Source organism: Sphingomonas sp. Ant H11, from assembly GCF_000797515.1.
Classification (GTDB): Bacteria; Pseudomonadota; Alphaproteobacteria; order Sphingomonadales; family Sphingomonadaceae; genus Sphingomonas.
In genome coordinates this window covers 1-18,576 of record NZ_JSBN01000008.1, presented here as the reverse complement: position 1 = coordinate 18,576, position 18,576 = coordinate 1, and the positions used below count along the sequence as shown (strand labels likewise).

General features: G+C 64.4%; 15 protein-coding genes, 1 tRNA gene and 3 pseudogenes. 12 read left to right on the top strand and 7 right to left on the bottom strand.

Annotated elements, in window-relative coordinates:
• The first annotated feature begins 19 nt into the window (after positions 1-19).
• Positions 20-694 (top strand): peroxiredoxin-like family protein, encoded by a 675-nt coding sequence (locus NW75_RS02350; RefSeq protein ID WP_033963521.1) that lies wholly within the window; start codon positions 20-22, stop codon positions 692-694.
• A 56-nt stretch (positions 695-750) separates the two neighbouring features.
• On the top strand, positions 751-1,467 hold the full coding sequence (locus NW75_RS02345) for an SDR family oxidoreductase (RefSeq protein ID WP_033963520.1): 717 nt from the start codon (positions 751-753) through the stop codon (positions 1,465-1,467).
• Between the two features lie 95 nt (positions 1,468-1,562).
• On the opposite strand, the pseudogene NW75_RS02340 reads toward NW75_RS02345, so the two are convergent.
• Positions 1,563-2,693: pseudogene (locus tag NW75_RS02340) on the bottom strand (IS3 family transposase).
• Between the two features lie 204 nt (positions 2,694-2,897).
• A tRNA-Leu gene (locus tag NW75_RS02330) sits at positions 2,898-2,984 on the bottom strand.
• Positions 2,985-3,093: 109 nt separating this feature from the next.
• Here NW75_RS02330 and NW75_RS02325 point away from each other — a divergent pair.
• From NW75_RS02325 to NW75_RS02290, 10 genes and pseudogenes are all read left to right on the top strand, one after another.
• A complete protein-coding gene (locus tag NW75_RS02325; RefSeq protein WP_033963518.1) occupies positions 3,094-4,026 on the top strand; it encodes a complex I NDUFA9 subunit family protein in 933 nt (310 codons plus the stop codon).
• Positions 4,027-4,049: 23 nt separating this feature from the next.
• Complete coding sequence (locus NW75_RS02320; protein ID WP_033963517.1) at positions 4,050-4,859, top strand: undecaprenyl-diphosphate phosphatase; 810 nt, start codon at positions 4,050-4,052, stop codon at positions 4,857-4,859.
• 156 nt (positions 4,860-5,015) lie between these two features.
• Positions 5,016-6,458 (top strand): NAD(P)-dependent oxidoreductase, encoded by a 1,443-nt coding sequence (locus NW75_RS02315; protein ID WP_033963516.1) that lies wholly within the window; start codon positions 5,016-5,018, stop codon positions 6,456-6,458.
• Positions 6,459-6,463: 5 nt separating this feature from the next.
• Positions 6,464-7,042, top strand: coding sequence for a DUF2059 domain-containing protein (locus NW75_RS02310; protein WP_137902701.1), 579 nt, complete (start codon positions 6,464-6,466; stop codon positions 7,040-7,042).
• Positions 7,039-8,886, top strand: a complete 1,848-nt coding sequence (locus NW75_RS28050) for a glutamate synthase central domain-containing protein (RefSeq protein ID WP_443024428.1) — start codon at positions 7,039-7,041, stop codon at positions 8,884-8,886. Before NW75_RS02310 ends, NW75_RS28050 begins: the two co-directional genes overlap by 4 nt.
• Positions 8,808-9,824, top strand: a complete 1,017-nt coding sequence (locus NW75_RS28045) for a glutamate synthase central domain-containing protein (protein WP_443024429.1) — start codon at positions 8,808-8,810, stop codon at positions 9,822-9,824. The genes NW75_RS28050 and NW75_RS28045 overlap by 79 nt, the downstream gene beginning before the upstream one ends.
• Positions 9,739-11,545 (top strand): annotated as a pseudogene (locus NW75_RS28040) (glutamate synthase-related protein). Before NW75_RS28045 ends, NW75_RS28040 begins: the two are co-directional and overlap by 86 nt.
• A gap of 72 nt (positions 11,546-11,617) precedes the next feature.
• A complete protein-coding gene (locus NW75_RS02300; protein WP_033963561.1) occupies positions 11,618-12,052 on the top strand; it encodes a hypothetical protein in 435 nt (144 codons plus the stop codon).
• Between the two features lie 99 nt (positions 12,053-12,151).
• Entirely contained in the window at positions 12,152-12,823 is a 672-nt protein-coding gene (locus tag NW75_RS02295) for a glutathione S-transferase family protein (protein WP_033963514.1), read from the top strand.
• Positions 12,810-13,157, top strand: a complete 348-nt coding sequence (locus NW75_RS02290) for a tRNA-binding protein (protein WP_081988595.1) — start codon at positions 12,810-12,812, stop codon at positions 13,155-13,157. The genes NW75_RS02295 and NW75_RS02290 overlap by 14 nt, the downstream gene beginning before the upstream one ends.
• A 1,587-nt stretch (positions 13,158-14,744) precedes the next feature.
• On the opposite strand, the gene NW75_RS02280 is transcribed toward NW75_RS02290, so the two are convergent.
• The 5 genes and pseudogenes from NW75_RS02280 to NW75_RS02260 all read right to left on the bottom strand — a co-directional run.
• On the bottom strand, positions 14,745-15,170 hold the full coding sequence (locus NW75_RS02280; protein WP_033963511.1) for a hypothetical protein: 426 nt from the start codon (positions 15,168-15,170) through the stop codon (positions 14,745-14,747).
• 14 nt (positions 15,171-15,184) lie between these two features.
• Positions 15,185-15,720 (bottom strand): annotated as a pseudogene (locus NW75_RS02275) (demethoxyubiquinone hydroxylase family protein).
• Positions 15,717-16,190 carry a disulfide bond formation protein B gene (locus NW75_RS02270; protein WP_033963509.1) on the bottom strand — a complete coding sequence of 158 codons (474 nt, stop codon included), beginning with the start codon at positions 16,188-16,190 and terminating at the stop codon, positions 15,717-15,719. Before NW75_RS02270 ends, NW75_RS02275 begins: the two are co-directional and overlap by 4 nt.
• 3 nt (positions 16,191-16,193) lie before the next feature.
• Positions 16,194-17,534, bottom strand: a complete 1,341-nt coding sequence (locus NW75_RS02265; RefSeq protein ID WP_033963508.1) for a S41 family peptidase — start codon at positions 17,532-17,534, stop codon at positions 16,194-16,196.
• Positions 17,535-17,627: 93 nt separating this feature from the next.
• The coding region (locus tag NW75_RS02260; RefSeq protein WP_033963506.1) for a murein hydrolase activator EnvC family protein at positions 17,628-18,576 on the bottom strand (949 nt) is incomplete at its 5' end.

The window sequence follows — 18,576 nt, the reverse complement described above, 5'->3', positions numbered from 1 at the left end:
CGATCCAAGGAGACTTCTCATGACTCTTCAAGCCAGGCTTGATGCCTTCAAAGCCGATTTCCGCGCCGGAAAGCCACCCTATGCCGTGCCGCCCGAGGTAATCGACACGATGGACCGCGCGACCACCGAACTGATCGCCAGCGGCGCGGCTGCGCGGGCACTCAAGGCCGGCGAGGCGGCACCAGCCTTCACGCTCAACGATCCAGACGGCACGCCAGTCGCTTCCGCCGATCTGCTGGCGAAGGGGCCACTGGTGGTCAGCTTCTACCGCGGTGTCTGGTGCCCCTATTGCAACATGGAGTTGCAGGCGCTCCAGGCGGCGCTGCCCGAGTTCAAGAAGCTTGGTGCCAGCCTCGTCGCCATCTCGCCGCAGACCGCCGTCAACAGCCGCAAATCCGTGCGCCAGAACGAACTCGGTTTCCCGATCCTTTCGGACCCGCGCAACGATGTGGCGGCGGCGTTCGGCCTGCGTTTCGCGATGCCCGACTATTTGGTCGACCTGTACAAGACGCTGAAGAACGATCTGCCGACGTTCAACGGCGATCCGAGCTGGACGCTGCCGATGCCGGGGCGCTTCGTCATCGGCCAGGATGGCACGATTCTCTATGCCGAGGTGAACCCGGACTATACGCGCCGCCCGGAACCCGAAGACATGCTCCCCACACTGCGCCGCGCTGCCAACGTCGCTGCCTGAAGCCCGTAGCGCTTCGGGTGCGAAAGCACCGGGAGCACGTCTGTCCGGAGAAGACCATGACCCGAACCTTCCTCATCACCGGTGCCAGCAAGGGCATTGGCCTCGCGCTCGCCCATCGCCTCGCCGCTGACGGCCAGCAGGTCGTCGGCATTGCCCGACAGGCGACCGCCGATTTCCCCGGCACGCTTGTACCCGTCGATCTTGCCGACACGGCCGCCACCGATGCAGCACTCGCCGATCTTACCCGCCGCTTCGCGTTTGATGGCGTGATCAACAATGTCGGGCTCGTCCGTCCGCAGCGGCTCGGCGAAGTCGAGCTAGCTGCGCTGGAGGAAGTAATGCGGGTGAACCTGCACCCGGCGCTCCAGGCCGCGCAGGCGATCCTGCCGGGCATGAAGGATCGCGGCTGGGGCCGGATCGTCAACATTTCCAGCCTGACCATCCTGGGCAGCCTCGAACGGACCGCCTATGCAGCGGCGAAGGCGGCGCTCGTCAGCTTCACCCGCAGCTGGGCGCTGGAACTCGCGACCACCGGCGTTACGGTCAATGCAGTTGCGCCCGGGCCGACCGAAACCGAGCTGTTCCGCGCCAACAATCAGCCGGGCAGTGAAGGCGAGCGGCGCTACCTCGCGGGCGTTCCCATGCAGCGGCTCGGAAAGCCTGATGAAATCGCCGCAGCCATCGCCTTTTTGCTCTCGGGCGATGCAGCTTTCATCACCGGCCAGACACTCCACGTCGACGGCGGAGCCTCGATCGGCAAGGCGACGCTGTGATCTCGTCGGGCCTCGCTATCGAGGTGGCGGCTTCGGACAATTGCGGTCATCTCTTGGTCCGATGCCCATGGCCCCTTTTGACGTGCTCCACATTTTCAGGCCGCTGATAACTTAGCTTCGGTGTTCATATGCCGCTGGCGGGGGCGGTTCGTAAACTCGGCGGGTGCCAACCCGCCAAGGCTGCTGTGCGGACGCACGGTGTTATAGATCGTCCGCCATGCCTCAATGATCCGTCTCCGCAGCCAGCGATGGGAACAGGTGCTCGTTCAGGCACTCGTCGCGCAAGCGACCATTAAAGCTTTCGACGAAGCCGTTCTGCTGCGGCTTGCCCGGCGCGATGTAATGCCACTCGACCCCGGTCTCCTGGCACCAGGCGAGAACGGCGTGACTGGTGAGCTCGGTGCCATTGTCGCTGACCACCATGCACGGCAGTCCGCGACGTTCGGCGATGGCGCTCAGCTCGCGGACGACGCGCCGACCTGACAGCGAGGTATCGACGATGCACGCCAGGCATTCCCGGCTGTAATCGTCGATCACGTTGAGCATACGGAACCGCCGGCCGCAGGCCAACGAGTCAGATACGAAGTCGAGCGACCAGCGCTGGTTGGGTTCCTGCGGGATCGCCATCGGCGCCCGCGTGCCGAGCGCCCGCTTGCGGCCGCCACGCTTGCGCACCGTCAGCCGCTCCTCGCGATACAGCCGATACACCTTCTTCAAGTTCATGCCTTCCCCCTCGCGCCTGAGCAGGATCGCCAGCCGACGATAGCCGAACCGACGGCGCTCGTTGGCGATCTCGCGCATCCGTTCGCGCACAGCATCGTCCTTCCCGCGAAGCGGCTCATATTGCCACGCCGACCGATTGACCCCGACCAGCCTGCAGGCACGACGCTCGGAGAAGCCGTGATCGGCCATCAGCTTCTCCACCGCAGCGTAGCGCTCCGCAGACCGGGTCAGTTTTTTCCCAGCAGATCCTTCAGCGCCGACACGTCCAGCATCGATTCCGCCAGCAGCCTCTTCAGCCGTCGGTTCTCATCTTCCAGCGCTCGCAATCGTGCCGCGTCGGACACCGTCAGTCCGCCGTACTTCGACTTCCAGGTGTAAAAGGTTGCATCGCTGATCCCGTGCTTCCGGCACAGATCGGCCGTCTTCGCGCCAGCTTCATGCTCGCGCAGTACCCCAATGATCTGATCCTCGGTAAATCGCTTCGCCGCATCACTCGTCTCCAACTGACGAGCTAATTACCAATGGCATGAATTCTGGGGAGCACGTCACCAGCAGACACAAAATGAGACCTCTTTTGTGTCTCTTTTGCTGAATTCCGCTGGATCAACCCGGACGGTTGCCAGCGATCGTCAATGAATTTGTGCTTTGAAGCCAGCCGCTTGCCTGGCGTCCCTGGACGCTCCCAGATGGAACGAACAGAAAACAAATGGTGCCCGGAAGAGGACTCGAACCTCCACGCCCTTGCGAGCGCCAGCACCTGAAGCTGGTGCGTCTACCAATTCCGCCATCCGGGCACTGGGTAGGGAGCGGCCCTTAGGGGAGCGGAGTCGGCCTTGTCAACACGGGCGTTGCTGGGGCAAGGGACAAATTACCGGTTCAGACGGCATTTACGAGGCGCACCACATGAAAGACACACTGGTTACGCTGATTGGCGGCGGGGGTTTTCTCGGCCGCTATGTCGCGCAAGCCTTGCTCGCACGGGGCGCGCGCGTGCGAATCGCGCAGCGCGATCCGCGCCAAGCCTTCTTTCTGAAGCCGCAGGGCGGGCTCGGCCAGACGCAATTCGTCGCCGCTGACCTCGCCAAGCCCGAATCGATTGCGCGTGCGGTCGCCGGGTCGGATGCGGTGGTGAATCTGGTCGGCATCCTCGGCGGGGATTTCCAACGGGTGCATGTCGAGGGCGCGCGCATCGTCGCCGAGGCTGCGAAAGCCGCAGGCGTTGCCCAGCTGGTGCAGATTTCGGCGATCGGGGCCGATCCCGCATCGCCCTCGGCCTATGGCCGTTCCAAGGGCGAGGGCGAGGCGGCGGTGCGCGCGGCCTTCCCCAGCGCTACGATCCTGCGCCCGTCGATCGTGTTCGGCCGCGAGGACCAATTCATCAATCGCTTCGCCAAGATGATTGCCAGCGCGCCGGTCGTGCCGGTGCTGCGCGCAGGAACCAAATTCCAGCCAGTGTACGTTGGCGACGTCGCCGACGCGGTGGTCGCCGCGATCGAAAATCCGGCGCTGTCGGCGGGCAAGACGCTGGAGCTGGGCGGCCCCGACATTCTGTCGATGGGTGCGCTGGTGCGCTGGATCGCCAAGGCGGTCCGCCGCACGCCGCATATCGTCGAATTGCCCGACGCCATTGGCGGGGCGATCGCAGCGTTCGGCTTCCTGCCCGGCGCGCCGATCACATCCGATCAATGGAAGATGTTGGCAAACGATAATGTCGTTACCACCACGAACGGGCTAACCGCGCTGGGAATCACCCCAACGCCGCTCGACGCGGTGGCGGCGGGGTGGCTGGTGCAATATCGCAAGGGCGGACGGTTCGCGGTGCCGGCATCGGCCTGAGCGCCGATTAACAGGGGATTTTCGTGAACGAGATCATCAACATCATCCTCCTCGGCATTGTCGAGGGGGTGACCGAGTTCCTGCCCGTCTCCTCGACCGGGCATCTGATCCTGGCGACCAAGCTGCTGGGCTATGATGCGGCGCGCTGGGAGGTGTTCAACATCGTCATCCAGCTCGGTGCCATCCTGGCGATCGTGGTGCTGTACTGGCGAACCTTCTGGGCGGTCGGCATGGGGCTGCTGCGGCGCGATCCGGTGTCGATCCGCTTCGTGCGCAACGTGCTGGTGGCGTTCATCCCCGCCGCCGTCATCGGCCTCGCCATCCACAAGCAGATCGAGGCGCTGCTCGGCAATGCCGAGGTGGTGTCGATCGCGCTGATCGTCGGCGGCTTTGCGATCATCGCGGTCGAACGCTTCGCCCCCAAGAGCAACATCGTCGGCGTGGCGGATATTCCGCTGCCCAAAGTGGTCGGCATCGGCTTCCTGCAATGTCTGGCGATGGTGCCGGGGGTCAGCCGTTCGGGCGCGACCATCCTTGGCGCGCTGGCATTGGGGGTGGAGCGGCGCACTGCCGCCGAGTTCAGCTTCTTCCTCGCCATCCCGACCATGCTGGGGGCAACCACCCTCGAACTGGTCAAGAACCGGCATGAGCTGGTCAGCGGGCACGGCGTCGGGCTGGCGGCCATCGCACTCGGCTTCGCGGTCGCCTTCGTCGTGGCACTGATCGTGGTGAAAGCCTTTGTCGGTATCGTCACCCGATTCGGGTTCATCCCCTTTGCCTGGTATCGGATTGTTGCGGGAAGCATCGCCCTCGCATGGCTTTTGAGCATTTAGGGCCGGTTCGGAATTATATAAGCTAGACAAAAACCGGTTTTGGCACCCCTCACATCAAACGACGCATTTTATAGGTCACACATGCTGTCCTAAAAGCCGTTTTGGTCGTGACAATCCGCGTAAGCCACGGTATCTGCGCCCTCGAAAGGGGCGCAGATGGCCGACACGTCGCTACTGAAGTTCGTCGATCGCGAGCAGGCTTATCCAGCCAAGCGCGAACCCGAGATCCGTGCCGAGGATTTCCGCGAAATCGCCGAGCGCTATGCCGCGCCCGAAGCGGAGGATCAGGCCGGGCGGTGCTCGCAATGCGGCGTCCCCTATTGCTCGGTGCATTGCCCGCTGCACAACCACATCCCCGACTGGCTGCGCCTCACCGCAGAAGGGCGCCTGCGCGAAGCCTATGAGCTGAGCAATTCCACCTCGACCATGCCCGAGATTTGCGGCCGCATCTGCCCGCAGGACCGGTTGTGCGAAGGCAATTGCGTCATCGAATTTTCCGGCCACGGCGCGGTGACGATCGGGTCGGTCGAGAAGTTCATCACCGATACCGCCTGGGAAGAAGGCTGGGTCGAGCCGCTCGTGCCCGGCACGCCGCGCGGCCAATCGGTCGGGGTGATCGGTGCAGGCCCCGCAGGGCTCAGCGCCGCCGAATATCTGCGCGTCAACGGCTATGACGTGCATGTCTATGATCGGTACGATCGTGCAGGCGGGCTGCTGACCTATGGCATCCCCGGCTTCAAGCTCGAAAAGCCCGTCGTCATGCGTCGGGTCGACCGGCTCAAGGCGAGCGGCATCGTCTTCCATGAAAATTTCGAGGTCGGCCGCGATGCCACGCTCGACGAGCTGCGCCAACGCCATGACGCGGTGCTGATCGCCACCGGCGTCTACCGCGCCCGCGCGATCAAGGCACCCGGGGTCGACAAGAACGGCGTGGTCGATGCCCTCGCCTTCCTCACCGCCTCCAACCGCAAGAATTTCGGCGATGCCGTGCCCGCCTTCGATGACGGCAGCCTCAATGCAGCGGGCAAGCATGTCGTCGTCATCGGCGGCGGCGATACCGCGATGGATTGCGTGCGCACCGCGATCCGCCAGAATGCGGCGTCGGTAAAATGCCTCTACCGCCGCGACCGCGCCAACATGCCCGGCTCGCAGCGCGAAGTGAACAACGCCGAGGAGGAAGGCGTCGAGTTCGTCTGGCTCTCCGCGCCGGAAAGCTTCACCGGCGGTGAGGCGGTCGGCGGCGTGAAAGCAAGCGGCATGCGCCTCGGCGCACCCGACGCCTCGGGCCGCCGCGCGCCCGAAATCGACCCGGAGGGAGGCTTCGATCTGCCCGCCGATCTCGTCATCAAGGCGCTCGGCTTCGATGCCGAGGATCTGCCGAAGCTGTTCGGTGCACCCGAACTCGGCACGACGCGCTGGGGCACCGTGCTGGTCGATAACAAAACGCTGATGACATCGCTCGACGGCGTGTTCGCAGCAGGCGACATCGTGCGCGGTGCGAGCCTCGTCGTCTGGGCGATCCGCGACGGCCGCGATGTCGCGGCGAGCATGCACAAATATCTGAAGGCGAAGGCGAGCGCAGGGAGGAAAGCGGCGTGAAGAGGATGATCTTGCTCGCGGCCGCGATCCTCGCCCCCGCCGCCCCCGCCATCAGCCAGACCGCAACGTCGGAAGCTGCGGTGCCCGCAGTTGATCCAGCCCGCCTCGCCGCAGCCCGCTTGCTCATCGACCAAATCTTCCCCCCGGCCACCCGGGAGCAAATGATGAACGGTATGATGGCGGCGATGACCGCCAACATTCGTCAGCCGCTCATGGCCAATCCTGAATTTGCGGCTGCGGTTAACAAGGACCCGCGCGTCAAAACGATCTTCGATGCCTTTGTCGCTCGTCAATTCGCTCGATCGACCCAGGTATTAAACGCAAACCTGCCCGGAATGGCCGACGCGATGGCGCACGCTTACGCGCGTCGGTTCGATATATCCCAACTCCATGATTTGTCGGCATTCTTCTCGACCCCGACCGGCAAGGTTTACACGGCGAATTCCATGACGATCATGAGCGATCCGGACATCGCCGCCTGGCAACGCAACATAATGACGCAATCGATGAAAACGGTGCAGTCCGACATCGCAGATCTCGTTAAGCAAATCACCGCCCTCCAGCCGCCAGTGAAAACGCAATGATCGACCAACGCGCCTATCTCGCCGAACACGGCATGTACCGCCCCGAATTTGAGGGCGACGCTTGCGGCGTCGGTCTCGTCGCGGCGACCGATGGCACGCCCTCGCGCCGCGTCGTGCAGTCGGCAATCGATGCGCTGAAGGCCGTATGGCATCGCGGTGCGGTCGACGCCGATGGCAAGACCGGCGACGGCGCTGGCCTGCATATCGATCTGCCGCTCAAATTCTTCGACGATGCGATCGCCGCCTCGGGCCACCGTCCGCTGCCCAACCGGCTCGCGGTCGGCATGATCTTCCTGCCGCGTACCGATCTCGGCGCGCAGGAAGCCTGCCGCACGATCGTCGAAAGCGCGATCATCGAGGAAGGCTATACCATTTATGGCTGGCGCCAGGTGCCGGTCGACGTGTCGGTGATCGGGCAGAAGGGCCTCGCCACCCGTCCCGAGATCGAACAGATCATGATCGCGGGGCCCCTGCCCGACGACCAGACCGCCGCCGAGTTCGAGAAGAACCTGTATCTCGTCCGCCGCCGGATCGAGAAGCGCGTCATCGCGGCACAGATCCAGGGCTTCTACATCTGCTCGCTGTCGTGCCGCTCGATCATCTACAAGGGCCTGTTCCTCGCCGAATCGCTGTCGATCTTCTACCCCGATCTGCGCGATCCGCGCTTCGAGAGCCGCGTCGCGATCTTCCATCAGCGCTATTCGACCAACACCTTCCCGCAATGGTGGCTGGCGCAACCGTTCCGCACGCTGGCGCACAATGGTGAGATCAACACCATTCGCGGCAACAAGAACTGGATGCTCAGCCACGAGATCAAGATGGCGAGCCTGTCGTTCGGGGAGCAGTCCGAGGACATCAAGCCGGTGATCCCGGCGGGCGCATCCGACACCGCCGCGCTCGACGCGGTGTTCGAGGCGATCTGCCGCTCTGGCCGCGATGCGCCGACCGCCAAGCTGATGCTGGTGCCGGAGGCGATGGCCGACAGCATCGACATGCCGCCCGAACACCTCGCCATGTATCAATATCTGGCGAGCGTGATGGAGCCGTGGGACGGACCCGCCGCACTGGCGATGACCGATGGCCGCTGGGCGGTGGCGGGCATGGACCGCAACGCGCTGCGCCCCTTGCGCTATGTCCGCACGATCGATGGTCTGGTGATCGTTGGCTCCGAAAGCGGCATGGTCGTCGTGCCCGAATCGACCGTGGTCGAAAAGGGCCGGCTGGGACCGGGGCAGATGCTCGCAATCGACCTTGATGAAGGCGTGCTGCTGCACGACCGCGCGATCAAGGACCGCATCGCGGGCGAGGCCGACTATGCCGCGATGATCGGCGCGTTCAAGCGGATCGACGATCTGCCGCAGCCCGAAGGCGAGGCGATCACGCATTTCGAGCGCGCCGAGCTGACACGCCGCCAGATCGCCGCCGGGCAGACGCTGGAGGATATGGAGCTGATCCTCGCGCCGATGGTCGAAAGCGCCAAGGAAGCGATCGGCTCGATGGGCGACGATACCCCGCTCGCGGTCATTTCCGACAAGCCGCGGCTGATCAGCCAGTTCTTCCGGCAGAATTTCAGCCAGGTCACCAACCCGCCGATCGATCCGCTGCGCGAACGCCATGTGATGTCGCTCAAGACGCGCTTCGGCAACCTGGCCAATATTCTCGACACCGAGGATCGGCGCGATGGCGTGCTGGTGCTGCAATCGCCTGTGCTGGACGGCACCGCTTGGGCGCAGCTCAAGGCGCATTTCGGCGCACAGCGGCCGAGATCGACTGCACCTTCGAAGCCGGTGGCGGCCCCGAGACGCTGCGCGCCGCGATTGCGCGCATCCGTGCCGAAGCGGTGACGGCGGTGCGTCAGGGCAAGAGCGAATTGTTCCTGAGCGACATGGGCATCGGCCCGGACCGGATCGGCATCGCCGGCGTGCTCGCGGCGGCGGCTGTCCATACGCACCTCGTACGGATGGGGCTGCGCTCTTATGCCAGCATCAACATCCAGACGGCCGAATGCCTCGACACGCATTATTATGCGGTGCTGATCGGTGTCGGCGCGACCACGGTCCACGCCTATCTCGCCGAGGCCGCGATTGCCGACCGCCATGCGCGCGGCCTGTTCGGGGATCTGACTCTGGCGCAGTGCCTCGCGCGGCATCGCACCGCGATCGACGAGGGCCTGCTCAAGATCATGTCCAAGATGGGGATCGCGGTAATCTCCAGCTATCGCGGCGGCTATAATTTCGAGGCGGTCGGCCTCAGCCGTGCGCTGGTCAACGACCTGTTCCCGGGGATGCCCGCGAAGATTTCGGGCGAGGGCTATGCCTCGCTCCACCTCAACGCGCAGTTGCGGCACGACAAGGCGTATGACTCGGCGGTGGCATCGCTGCCGATCGGCGGCTTCTATCGCCAGCGCCACACCGGCGAAACGCACGCGTATTCCGCGCAACTCATGCACTTGCTGCAAACGGCGGTGTCGACCGACAGTTATTCCACCTATCTGCAATTCTCGCGCGGGGTGGAGGGGCTGCCGCCCATCTATCTGCGCGACCTGCTGCAGTTCAACTTCCCGGCCGAGGGCGTGCCGGTCGATCAGGTCGAGGCGATCACCGAAATCCGCAAGCGTTTCGTGACGCCGGGCATGTCCTTGGGCGCACTCAGCCCGGAAGCGCATGAAACGCTCGCCATCGCGATGAACCGCATCGGTGCCAAGGCCGTGTCGGGCGAAGGCGGCGAGGACAGTGCGCGCTATCAACCTATGCCAATGGCGACAACGCCAATTCGGGGGTGAAGCAAATCGCAGCGGCCGCTTCGGCGTGACAGCGGAATATCTCAACGCCTGCGACGAGATCGAAATCAAGGTCGCGCAGGGGGCAAAGCCCGGCGAGGGCGGGCAATTGCCCGGCTTCAAGGTGACCGAGTTCATCGCCAAGCTGCGCCATGCGACGCCGGGCGTGACGCTGATCTCGCCACCGCCGCATCACGACATCTATTCGATCGAGGATCTGGCGCAGCTCATCTATGATCTGAAGCAGATCAACCCGATCGCGCGCGTGTGCGTGAAGCTCGTTTCCTCGGCCGGGATCGGCACGGTGGCGGCGGGCGTGGCGAAGGCGCATGCCGACGTCATCCTGATCGCCGGGCATGTCGGCGGGACCGGGGCCTCGCCGCAGACCAGCATCAAATATGCCGGAACGCCGTGGGAAATGGGCTTGTCGGAGGTCAACCAGACGCTGACGCTCAACGGCCTGCGCGGGCGGATCAAGCTGCGCACCGATGGCGGCCTCAAGACCGGGCGCGATATCGTGATCGCCGCGATCCTGGGCGCGGAAGAGTTCGGCATCGGCACGCTGTCGCTGGTAGCAATGGGCTGCATCATGGTGCGGCAATGCCATTCCAACACCTGCCCGGTCGGCGTGTGCACGCAGGACGCCGCTTTGCGCGCCAAATTCGGCGGTACGCCCGAAAAGGTCATCAATTTGATGACCTTCATCGCCGAGGAAGTGCGCGACATCCTCGCCCGGCTCGGCTTCCGCAGCTTGGACGAAGTGATCGGCCGCACCGAATTGCTACGCCAGGTCAGCCGTGGTGCCGAGCATCTCGATGACCTCGATCTCAACCCGATCCTCGCCAAGGTCGATGCACCCGACGATCAGCGCCGCTTCAGCCTGAAAACGCGCCGCAACGAAGTGCCCGACAGCCTCGATGCGCAGATGATAAAGGACGCCGCCGCCGTCTTCACCCGGCGCGAGAAGATGCAATTGACCTATTCGGTGCGCAACACGCACCGCGCGGTCGGCACTCGGCTGTCGAGCGAGATCACGCGGACCTTCGGCATGTCGGCCCTCGCCGACGGGCATGTCCATGTCCGCCTGCGCGGCTCGGCCGGGCAGAGCCTCGGCGCGTTCCTGTGCAAGGGCATCACGCTCGAAGTGTTTGGCGACGCCAATGACTATGTCGGCAAGGGCCTGTCGGGCGGCAACATCGTCGTTCGCCCGGTGGTCAGTTCGCCGCTCGCCAGCCAGGACAACACCATCATCGGCAACACCGTGCTCTACGGCGCAACCTCGGGCAGCTCTATGCAGCGGGTCAGGCGGGCGAACGCTTCGCGGTGCGCAATTCGGGCGCGACCGTGGTGGTCGAAGGCTGCGGTGCCAATGGCTGCGAATATATGACCGGCGGCACCGCGTCGTGCTCGGCCCGGTCGGTGCCAATTTCGGTGCAGGCATGACCGGCGGCATGGCGTTCATCTATGATGCCGACGGCAGCTTCGCGCGGCGCGCCAACCCCGAGAACATCACCTGGAACCGCCTGTCCTCGCTGCATTGGGAAGCGGTGCTGCTCGGCCTGGTGCGCGCGCATCATGCCGCGACCGACAGCAAATGGTCGGGCGCGTTGCTCGACGATTGGGGCCGCGCGGTCGACCATTTCTGGCAAGTGGTGCCCAAGGAAATGCTGACCCGCCTCGCGCATCCACTCGACGACCGGGTCGAGCAGATCGCCGCCGAATGATCGACCGGGCGCGCGAATCATGCTAACGGTTCGCGCGCTCGGCCCATGTTCCAGGCCAGATTCGAGGTTGTCATGCGTCCTTTTCTGATCGGTGTGTTCGCACTCTGCCTGGCGGGGCCAGCCTTCGCGCAGGACCGCGCACCGCAACCGCCCGCAGTCGATGCGCAGCAACTCGGCTCGGCGCTGTCGATGCCACTTGTCCAGGAAGGCCTTGCGGCAACCGTCGACGAATTCGCGGATGCCTTGCTCCAGACCCATGTCGGCCCGCTGGCGCATTATGCCGATCCGCGCGCGAATGTCCGTCCCGACAACACCCTTGGGGATCTGGCAGCACGCTCCAACCCCAATTACCGCCGCGACCTGCACGAAAGCGCACGCGGTGCGATCGCCGCAACAGGGCGTGCGATGCAGGATGTCGCCAGCATGAGCGCCGAGCTCAAGCGCACTTCCGACCGCATCCATCATCTGCTCGACCAGACGCGGGCGGAAATGGAGTCGCTACGCTAACGTCCGGATTGGCGTCCGACATCTCGGGACGGGGTCGATCGAACGAATCCCGCGCCAAGCCATCTTCCCCCACCGCCGCGCAGCTTCTACGACGGGCCTATGTGGCAACTCTTTCAATTCCCCCTCTGCCCGTTCTCGCGCAAGGTGCGCCTGCTGCTCGGTGAAAAGGGCGTCGGCTGCGAACTCGTCCGCGAAAACCCGTGGGAACAGCGGGACGAGTTTCTTGACCTGAACCCGGCGGGCCAGGTGCCGGTGATGACCGACGCGCTGCGCAGCATCCGCCTGATGGATTCGATGGCGATCTGCGAATATCTTGAGGAAACCGTCGAGAAGAACGCGATGCTCAACGGCACGGCGGTCAACCGCGCCGAAATCCGCCGTCTCGTCGCCTGGTTCGATTCGCAGTTCTTCGCCGACATCGTCGCGCCGCTGCTGCACGAACGCATGGAAAAGCGCCTGGTCACCAAGGAACCGCCCGATGCGCGCCGCCTGCGCGACGCGATGAAGGCGGCGGTGCGCCACCTCGATTATACCGATTATTTGCTCGACCATCATAATTGGATGGCAGGATCGACGATGAGTCTGGCCGACCTCGCCGCCGCGGCGCAAATTTCGGTCGCCGATTATCTCGGCGGAATCGACTGGAAGAATCACGAACAGACCGCGAAATGGTATCGCGGGTTCAAGAGCCGCCCGAGCTTCCGTCCCTTGCTGTCGGAACGGATGGAGGGCATCGTGCCGCCGAAACATTATGACGATGTCGATTTCTGAGCGCGCCACCTTCGACGATTTCCTGAAGCTCGACATCCGCGTCGGGACGATCGTCGAGGCCTTGCCCTTCCCGGAGGCGCGCAAGCCGGCCTATCGGTTGAAGATCGATTTCGGGCCGGAGATCGGGATCAAGCGGTCCTCGGCGCAAATTACCAAACGCTACACGCTGGAGGAATTGCCCGGTCGCCAAGTGGCCGCGGTGGTGAATTTTCCACCGCGCCAGATCGGTCCGGTGATGTCCGAAGTGCTGACGCTGGGCTTTCCCGACGAGGATGGCGAGGTCGTCTTGATTCAGCCCACGCTGCCCGTGCCCAATGGCGGCCGCTTATACTGACCCCGTACGCTGCCGATCCCGCTCCGCGCGCCGCGTCCACCACAGGATCAGCGCCAGCGTCGGCAGCGCGACGTCGAGATACAGCGCAAAACCGAACCACGGCTGCCACCCCCAATAGACATTGGCCAGTGTATTGAACTTGCCGTGCGCGAACAGGCCGACAAAAATTGCGCGTCCACACCGGCATCGCCATGTTTTCGGGCGCGAAGATGTCGGTCGATGCGATCACCAGATTGACGATCATCGACAGCGCGAGCAGTGCCGCCGCCGAGCGCTTGGCCGCGCGCGAGCGCAGCGATACCCAGAATGGAGCGAGGCCGAGCGCGAGAAAGGGAATCGCTGGCACCGAATGGCGCGGCCCGGTTGACGCGCCGCCATCCCAATAAGCGTAGGACGCATTGAGCGAGAGTACGATCACGATCACCGCGACCGCCAGCACGCCAAGGTCGCGCGTCGCGCGATCGCGCAGCAATAGGATCACGCCCGCCGCACCCATTGCGAGCGCGGGTGCCACCCAGAACAATCCACGCCGGAGTCCCAGGGTAATGCCAAGCAGCGCTTCCGGTTTTGGATAGGTCAGGCCGAACAGCCCCTGGTTCATCCCGCTAAACCCGACCACGCCGCGATAGCCGGTCATGAACGGGGTTCCGAAGGCAAACTGATTATAGGCCAACATCGGCAGCACCGCGACCACGGCCGCCGCGACCGCCAGCGCGTACAATCGCCACCGCATCGGCCACACCGCCCCCCGGCTGCGCCACAAGGCCCATAGCCCGATGGCAATGCCGCCCAAGGCCGCCTGAAATTCCACCGCAACCGCCCAGCCAAGCGCCAACCCGGCCATCACCGGATAGCGCCAACGCCCAAGCTCCTTCGCGCCCGATGTGCCGCGCCAGATCGCCCAGGTCGCGATCAGAAACAGCGCCGCGACCGAAGCGTGGCCGAACATCGTGGTCGACCAGCCCCATATCACCGATCCCAAGGCATAGCCCAGCGCCGCAAACAGCCCGGCGGCTGGGCTGCCAGTGAGTCCGGTGCCGAAATCGAACAGCAGCACGGTGGCAAAGGCCGTCAACACCGCCGCGCCGAATGCCACCGCCAGCCACAAGCGAAGCCGCAGGAAATTCGCGAGCCGGAGATTGGTGATGTCGATCACCTCGTCATAGGACTGCGCTCCCGCCAAATGGTCGGCCGCCCAAACCACCGGTGCCGCCATCAGCGTCATGCCGGGGGCCTTGTCCATATAGTAATGCGTGCCCGTCTTGGTCGCGAACTGCGCTTTGTCGATCGTCAGCGTCTCATAGCGATCGATCGTCGCCTCACCGCGTTCGACCAGCGCGAGTGCGCCAAACAGGCGTGTGGCGTTGTTGGGATTGAGCTCGAACGAGCCGAACCATATGCACGACAGCCACACCAGCGCGAACAGCAGAAGCGCCGCCGCATGGGGCGCGCGAACGGTCGTGTCAGGCTCTCTCATGTAATCAGGCGAACAGCCATTGGCCGAGCGAGCGGCCCAAGGGAAGCGCAGAGCAACTCCCAATCAGCGACGGCCCCGTTCGCATCTCGCGCACTTGCACGCTCAACCCATTACGGCAAAGAGGCTTCTATGGCGCGCTGGTCAGCTTTGGCGTCCTGCTTTTCGCGCTTATAGCGTTGGCCGGCCTGCGCGAAGCAGCCGGTCGATCCGCCGGCACCTACCGTCGAGCAACTGCCGATTCCCGTCGCACCAACCCGATCATTGGCCGCTGACTTGGCCGCCCAGCTCTCGTTTTCCGGCGTGACCTTCAATTCGCGCAATTCCTTGGGAATGCGGAACTGCTCGCCAGGCTTGCGGCGGACGCACACCACGATTTCATTGCCATCGGCATCGGTCGGGCACTTTTGCGTGCCGTAGATCACCAGCGTCGGTACCGGCACGTTCTGCGCCGCGAGCGGCGCGGGCACCAAACCGCCCAGGCCAATGCCCGTAAGCAATGTCGCCGCCAGCGCTGTCTTCGTCGTCAGGTTCGCCATGATCCTGTCTCCCGTCAAATCCGTTTCGCGGTCGCGATGGCAACCTTGCACCCCAGCCGGATGGCCGCGCTGAGCAACGGATACCCGACAGCGTTTTCCGCACCTGCCGCCAGCGCCGTTTCGCGATGTTCGACCTCTTCGGCCTGAAAATCGCGGATGGCGGCCGAAAGCTCCGGATCGCTGTCACCTAGCACATCGAGTTGCTCGGCATAATGCTTGTCGATCTCGTTTCGACGGCGGCAGTGCAAGCCATCGCGGCTTCAGGACCCATCGCCGCCGTTACCGCCCCAAGCGCGAAACCGGCGACATCCCAAAACGGTTGCAGCACGGTCGGGCGCACACTGCGCCGCGCCATCATCGAATCGAAAAACGCACGGTGGCGTTCTTCCTGATTGGCCATGCCGGCAATCGCGCGCGCCGCCGGGCTGCGATCGCCCAGCACTGCAAGCTGCCCCGCATAGATGCGCGTCGCGCCATATTCGCCTGCTTGATCGACCCGTACCATCGATGCGGTTGCACGCTTCGGGTCGCCAGGTTTCCAACGAGTCATGCTGCCTTCCTCTGCATCAGCGCGAAGATGGCGAGCGCGCCCGCACTCGAAAAGAGCGCATTGTATCCGGCGAGCGAAATATGGAACAACGTCCATTGCGCCACGTCGCAGCGGATGATCGGCGCGTTCATGATGCTGTCGAGCGTGATTGGGCCCGATACGGTGGAGGTGCAGGCAGTAACGCCCGCCCACCAATGATATTCGACCCCGGCATGATAGACGCCGATCAGGCCGCTCAGCAAAATCGCCAAAGCTGCCAGCCCGACGAGCGCGGTCCGCGCCGCCCGTCCCGGCACGACAAACGCCAGCGCCGCCAGCACAAGCGCCGCGATGTGCGGATACCGCTGCCACCAGCACATCTCGCACGGATAGAGCTTGCCGATATATTGAAAGGCCAGCGCACCGCCGAGCAACGCCAGCGGAATCAGCAACGCGAGCAAACGTGCGGCGCGAAAACGGTCCCGGATCATCGCTTATTTCGCCGCGGTCACGGATTGCTGGGTCGAGGACAGCCGCGCGAGCGTTTTCAGCGCGTAGCTAAGCTGGAAATCGTCGACCCCCTTGGCCTTCAACTCTTCCGCCGTCGCGGCAAAGCGCGGATCGACCTTGCCGTCCTCCTCCAGAGCCCCGTTATTGGCCTTCACCTCGTTGATGAGATGGCGCCGCAAATCATCCTCGCGGAACACCGGGCGCGATTTGTAATCGGGGTCGGAAAGCTGCGGCACCGCGATATCGGGCTCGATCCCGCCCTCCTGCACCGATCGTCCCGACGGGGTATAATACCGCGAAGTGGTCAATCGCAGCGCGGCATTGTCGCCAAGATCGATCACCGTCTGCACCGACCCCTTACCGAACGAGCGTTCGCCCATCACCAGCGCGCGGTGGTGATCCTGCAGAGCCCCCGCGACGATTTCCGACGCGGACGCGGTCCCGGCGTTGGTCAGCACGATGATCGGCACGCCATGCGCCAGATCGCCCTTCACATAGGATTCGGCGTAAAACGGCTCGATATCGGCCTTGTCGCGACCGCGCTGCGAGACGATTTCACCGCTGCTGAGGAAGTTGTCGGCAACGGCGATCGACTCGTCGCGCAAGCCGCCGCCATTGTCGCGCAAATCGATGATGTAACCGAGCGGATCATGGCCGAGTTGCTTGACGATGCCCCGGATCGCGCCCGTAACCGCCTCCCCGGTATGTTCCGAAAAGGCGGTGATGGTGATGACGCCGACGCCGTCCTTTACGCTCCATTTGACCGGCTTCTGCACGATCTTCTCGCGCACCAGCGTGACCTGGATCGGCTTGTCGCGACCTGGACGCAACAGCGTCAGCGCGACCTTGGTGCCCGGCGCGCCGCGCATCTTCTGGATCGATTCATCAAGCGAATCGCCGAAAATCAATTTGCCGTCGATATGCGTGATATAGTCGCCCGACTTGATCCCGGCGCGCGCGCCCGGCGCATCGGGCTGTGGCGACATCACCTTGACCGCGCCATCCTCCATCGTGACGGTGAGGCCAAGGCCGCCATAACTACCCATCGTCTGGATCTTGAGATTGTCGTAATCGAGCCCGGTCTCATATGCGCTGTGCGGATCGAGCGCGGCGAGCATTCCCTGGATCGCGCCCTTGACCAGCACCTTGTCATCGACCTTGTCGACATATTCCGCCTTCACCCGGTTGAACACGTCGAGAAACACCGACATTTCGCGGTACGTGCCGGTGTCGACCGCCGCCATTGCGCTGGTGCCGATCGGCACAATGGCCAGCACCGCGGCAATTGCGGAGGCCTGAAACAGCGAGGTGGAAAAGCGCGACATCGTTTCGATACTCGTACGACCAAGAGGGTATCGCCGCACCGTAGCGGGGTTTCATCGCAGAGCAAAGCATGGTGGCCCTGAACGCAGCGTGACTCAGCCGATCAGCGCGGTCATGTCCACCGCGCGATCGCGCCGCCGCAGTTCGACGGTCACGCGCGGAGCCTCGCCACGCTGGGCCTGACCGATCGGCGCGCCCTGCCCGACGGCTTCGCCGATCCGCACGCTGACGCTGCCGAGCCCTGCCACCAGCGACGTCCAGCCGCCGCCATGATCGATAATGACGATCGCCCCATAATCCCGAAACGGCCCGGCAAAGGCGATGCGTCCGGCAGCGGGCGCGACGACTTGCGCACCCGCGAGTGGCGCAAGCGTCAGCCCGCGCGACCGCACGCCCGCCGCCGACACTTCGCCAAGGCCGGTTACGATTTTGCCCTGGACCGGCAGACGATAAGGCGGGGCGGCGGACGACCAGTGCCCCTGGTCGACCGGTGCCGCGACTTCCCCCGGCCGCGGCGGACGCGGCAACGGTCCCGGGAGCGATTCCAGGCTCTCCCGCGTCGCCGCCTGATTGCCGATCGTATCCATCAGATCGACGATGTCGCGGGCCTTTTCGCCGAGCGCGATGGCCCGGTCGGATTCGAACAGCGCATCGCGCCCCAACGTGCGCGAGCGCAAGCGGTGTTCCGCCTCCAACCGCGTCAGCGCCAGCCGCTGCGCCTCCAGCCGTGTGCGACTTTCGGCCAGCGCGCGCGTCGCCAGCGCAGCCTGTTCCTGCAGCGCCCGCGTGTGCGCAAGATCGGCGCGGACATCGGCGGTGCGCGCGCGGATGACCGGCAGCGTGCTCGACAGCACCGCGCGGACGTGAACCAGATCGTCGACCGAACCGGGCTGGACCATGCTGATCACCGCGGGACGCCGCGCGAGCGATTGCAGCGCCGCCATCAGGCGCGCGACCGGCGCTTGCTTCGCGGCGAGCCGCGCGCGCTGATCGGCCAGCAACCGGTCAATGATCGCGATCCGCGCGGATGTCGCTCTGTGAACG

Coding starts and splice junctions, on each gene's coding strand:
- NW75_RS02350 (WP_033963521.1), top strand. CDS start 20: ATGACTCTTCAAGCCAGGCTTGATGCCTTCAAAGCCGATTTCCGCGCC.
- NW75_RS02270 (WP_033963509.1), bottom strand. CDS start 16,190: ATGATCCGGGACCGTTTTCGCGCCGCACGTTTGCTCGCGTTGCTGATT.
- NW75_RS02300 (WP_033963561.1), top strand. CDS start 11,618: ATGCGTCCTTTTCTGATCGGTGTGTTCGCACTCTGCCTGGCGGGGCCA.
- NW75_RS02310 (WP_137902701.1), top strand. CDS start 6,464: ATGATCTTGCTCGCGGCCGCGATCCTCGCCCCCGCCGCCCCCGCCATC.
- NW75_RS28050 (WP_443024428.1), top strand. CDS start 7,039: ATGATCGACCAACGCGCCTATCTCGCCGAACACGGCATGTACCGCCCC.
- NW75_RS02290 (WP_081988595.1), top strand. CDS start 12,810: ATGTCGATTTCTGAGCGCGCCACCTTCGACGATTTCCTGAAGCTCGAC.
- NW75_RS02345 (WP_033963520.1), top strand. CDS start 751: ATGACCCGAACCTTCCTCATCACCGGTGCCAGCAAGGGCATTGGCCTC.
- NW75_RS02295 (WP_033963514.1), top strand. CDS start 12,152: ATGTGGCAACTCTTTCAATTCCCCCTCTGCCCGTTCTCGCGCAAGGTG.
- NW75_RS02315 (WP_033963516.1), top strand. CDS start 5,016: ATGGCCGACACGTCGCTACTGAAGTTCGTCGATCGCGAGCAGGCTTAT.
- NW75_RS02265 (WP_033963508.1), bottom strand. CDS start 17,534: ATGTCGCGCTTTTCCACCTCGCTGTTTCAGGCCTCCGCAATTGCCGCG.
- NW75_RS02280 (WP_033963511.1), bottom strand. CDS start 15,170: ATGGCGAACCTGACGACGAAGACAGCGCTGGCGGCGACATTGCTTACG.
- NW75_RS02325 (WP_033963518.1), top strand. CDS start 3,094: ATGAAAGACACACTGGTTACGCTGATTGGCGGCGGGGGTTTTCTCGGC.